The organism is Mesorhizobium sp. M7A.F.Ca.AU.001.01.1.1 (genome assembly GCF_004022735.1).
In the GTDB taxonomy this organism is placed as follows: Bacteria; Pseudomonadota; Alphaproteobacteria; order Rhizobiales; family Rhizobiaceae; genus Mesorhizobium; species Mesorhizobium ciceri.
The window spans coordinates 1-3,200 of the sequence record NZ_RZPF01000732.1 but is presented as its reverse complement, the minus strand read 5'-3'; the positions used below and the strand labels follow the sequence as shown (position 1 = coordinate 3,200).

General features: G+C 67.2%; 3 protein-coding genes. All 3 read right to left on the bottom strand.

Annotated features, from left to right (window positions below; genetic code table 11):
* Positions 1-178 (bottom strand): hypothetical protein (locus EN884_RS30755; protein WP_164895259.1); only part of this gene is annotated, 178 nt, incomplete at its 3' end.
* Between the two features lie 98 nt (positions 179-276).
* On the bottom strand, positions 277-2,319 hold the full coding sequence (locus EN884_RS30750; RefSeq protein WP_063169666.1) for a hydantoinase/oxoprolinase family protein: 2,043 nt from the start codon (positions 2,317-2,319) through the stop codon (positions 277-279).
* A gap of 121 nt (positions 2,320-2,440) precedes the next feature.
* Positions 2,441-3,067 carry a CDGSH iron-sulfur domain-containing protein gene (locus tag EN884_RS30745; protein ID WP_013528606.1) on the bottom strand — a complete coding sequence of 209 codons (627 nt, stop codon included), beginning with the start codon at positions 3,065-3,067 and terminating at the stop codon, positions 2,441-2,443.
* Positions 3,068-3,200 lie beyond the last annotated feature (133 nt).

Sequence of the window (3,200 nt, the reverse complement as noted above, 5' to 3'; positions counted from 1 at the left end):
TGGCGTCACGCTTTGCCAGCAGCTCCCGGTTCTTCGGCGCCAGATCATGGACGACGGCCGAAAAACCGTTCCAGAAGGCGTCCGCTTCGATCCCCGTGCCCGGCAGCGCTTCCCTGGCCACGAACTCATGCAGCTCGCGGGCAATCCGCAATCCGGCGATCTCGATGCGGTCGGTCATCAGGCTACTCCAGATGAAAGGCTTTGCGGGCCTTTGGCATGTCAGGTTTGCCGGGTCAATTCAGCTTAGGGTGAAGGTGGCGTATTTCGCCGCGTCGCTCAAACCGCAATGCGCGGCCTTCCCGAGGCCACGGCCACGACATGCGCCTCGATGAACATGCGCTGGGCCTCGACGGTCGAGACCCGGAATTCGGTGGCGACGTCGATCTCGGCGCTGTCGGTGCCGGCATCCCTGGCGCGCTCCGCGACGATGGCGCGGACATCGGCCTCGGCCGCCGCGATCGCCGCTGCCTCGTCGAGGAAATCGCGTACGGTCTCGCCCGAGGCGAGACGAAACAGCCCTTCTATGGGCTGGCTGACCCGCGCCTCGGCCGAAACCCTGACCTGGCCGACGACGGCGCCGAGCGCGTTGGCGACATCGGTATCCCTGGGCACCACGCAGTCATTGCCGATCAGCTCGGCCAAGCCGGCATAGTGCAGCGGCGCCGAGGCGCCGAGGCCGATGACCGGGCGGTCGAGCGCGACGCTCAGGCGGGCGATGCCGGGATGCGCGTCGACCGCGCGCTGCACCAGGGCGTGCGCCACTGTCGCGGCGCCATCGAGCCCATCCTCGGCAAAGGCGGTCTCGAGGATATATTCGGCCGACCAGCGCGTCAGCGTCACCAGCACCCGTTCCGAGATCGCTTCCGGCGAAGCGGCGATGTTCTGGCCACGGCCGTCACGCTTGCGGGCGAACAGTTCGGCGCCGAGGCGCGCGGCGATGGGATCCCAGTTCGCCTGCTTGCCCAGCACGTGGGCGGCGTCCGACGGGGTGAAGCCGGCGACATGCACCAGCCCGCGCGACACCAGCCGGTTCAGCGTCGCGTTCTGCGCGTTCGAGGTCAAAAGCCTGTCGACGGCGAGCGGCACGGCACCAATCAGCTCGTAGAGCCTGGCTTCGGCGCCGGTCAGGCCGGCGGCGAGCCGGTCCGGCACGCCGGTGCGCACCGCGAAGCGGCCGTCCATACGGCCGGGATTGGGTGCCCGCAGCTGACGCTCCAGCTCTGAAATCAGCGCTACGCCATGCGCCATGCCGGCCAGCGCCAGCGGCACCAGGCGGCGCGGCCCGAGCAGGATCCTGGGGTTGAGCGCGCCATCCTCCAGCGCCACTTCGGAATCGCCGCCGAGGCCGAAGGTGCGCATGGCGACGGCCTCGACCATGGTGCGGAAGCCGCCGACGGTGGCGCCTTCCGGATCTAGCCTGGGACGGCCGCCGTCGAGCACGGCGACGTCGGTGGTGGTGCCGCCGATGTCGGACACCACAGCATTGTCGAGCCCGGTCATGTGGCGGGCGCCGACCAGGCTGGCGGCCGGGCCGGACAGGATGGTCTCGATCGGTCGCTGGCGGGCAAAAGCGGCTGAAACCAGCGCGCCATCGCCGCGCACCACCATCAGCGGTGCTGCGATGTTGCGCGCCTCGAGGAAGCCTTCGGTTGCTGCCACCAGCCGGTCGATCATCGAGATCAGCCTGGCGTTGAGCAAAGTGGTCAGCGCCCGGCGCGGGCCGCCGAGCTTGGCCGACAGCTCGTGGCTCGATGTGACCGGCAGGCCGGACTTGTCGCGGATCAACTCGCGGGCGGCGATCTCATGCGCCGGATTGCGGGTGGCGAAGTAGGCGCAGACGGCAAAGCCGGACACCGAGGCGCCGAGTTCCGGCAGCGCCGCTTCCAGTCCGGACAGATCGAGCTTGGCGGCATTGCCATGCACGTCGTGACCGCCCGGACAAAAAACCACCGGATCGGTGCCGAGCGCGGCCTTCAGCCCGTCGCGGGCGAGGTCGCCCTCGGAAAAGCCGATCATCACCAGCGCGACGCGGCCGCCCTGGCCCTCGACGAGCGCGTTGGTGGCAAGCGTCGTCGACATCGACACCAGCTTGATATCAGCCGGATCGGTTCCGGCTTTCTGCAGCACCGCGTCGACGGCGCCGGAAATGCCGACGGCAAGATCATGCCTGGTGGTCAGCGCCTTGGCCTTGGCCAGCACCTTGCCCTTGTTCGGCCCTTCTTGCGGGCCTTCTGTTTCAGACCACAACACGGCATCGGTATAGGTGCCGCCGGTGTCGATTCCGAGGAACAACGGTTTTGGCTTGGTCTTGGCTGTCATTTTTGGCGGCGGTCCGGCTGGGGAGTCTGTCTGCCCCTGCCTTTAGCCGATGCGGGCGGGTCGATAAAGCTGCGAGCGCTGGGCCAAGGCGGAGATTGGCAGCGTTGGCCGAAGCGCCAACCTACCCGACAAACCCCACTTTCTTGTGCGTGCCATCGCAGAACGGCTTGTTGGCGGAATGGCCGCAGCGGCAGAGGAAGGCGCGTTGTGTACGGTCGACCGTATGGCCGGTTCCGGTGACGATCTCGAGATTGCCCTCAAGCTTGAGCGGGCCATTGGTGGTCGGCGTCACTTTCAGCGGACCATTTCTCGCTTCGAGCGCCGGCGTGTCCTTCAGCTGCGGCTCGCCGGTGGCGGCAAAACCGGATTTGTTGTGGCTGCCGTCGCAGAACGGCTTGTTTTCCGAAGCGCCGCAGCGGCAGAGCGTGGCACGATAAGAAGTCTCGCCGTCGAGAACGATCTCGGCGTGTACCGCCAGCGGGCCGTTTTCCCGCAGCCGCACCGTGTTGACCACCGGTGCTTGCTCCTGCGGCCCGCCATCCTTCCTGACATAGGTGATGGCGCCCGACGGGCAGCTTTCGGCGATGGCGACGATCTTCTCGACGCTGGCCGCCTCGGGATGGATCCATTGACCCGGCGCGTTGGGCACGAAGACGTGCGGATCGCCGAGCACGCAGTTGCGCGAATGGATGCAGCGCTTGCCGGAAAACCCGACGTCGATCTTGTCGCTTTCGACCATGCCGGCCATAGCTGAGCTCCTTTTGCCTGAAGCACGTCGCGTCTGAACAGTTCGAGGCGGCGCGCGCTGGGTATTTGCACAGGCTATGGCTCCAGCCCGAAGACCGTCAAGCTGGCAAACCGGTCAGGGGACCAGTTCGATC

What these genes read in the sequence shown, in the direction of transcription:
- EN884_RS30750 (WP_063169666.1), bottom strand. Translation starts at nt 2,319, where the DNA reads ATGACAGCCAAGACCAAGCCAAAACCGTTGTTCCTCGGAATCGACACC.
- EN884_RS30745 (WP_013528606.1), bottom strand. Translation starts at nt 3,067, where the DNA reads ATGGCCGGCATGGTCGAAAGCGACAAGATCGACGTCGGGTTTTCCGGC.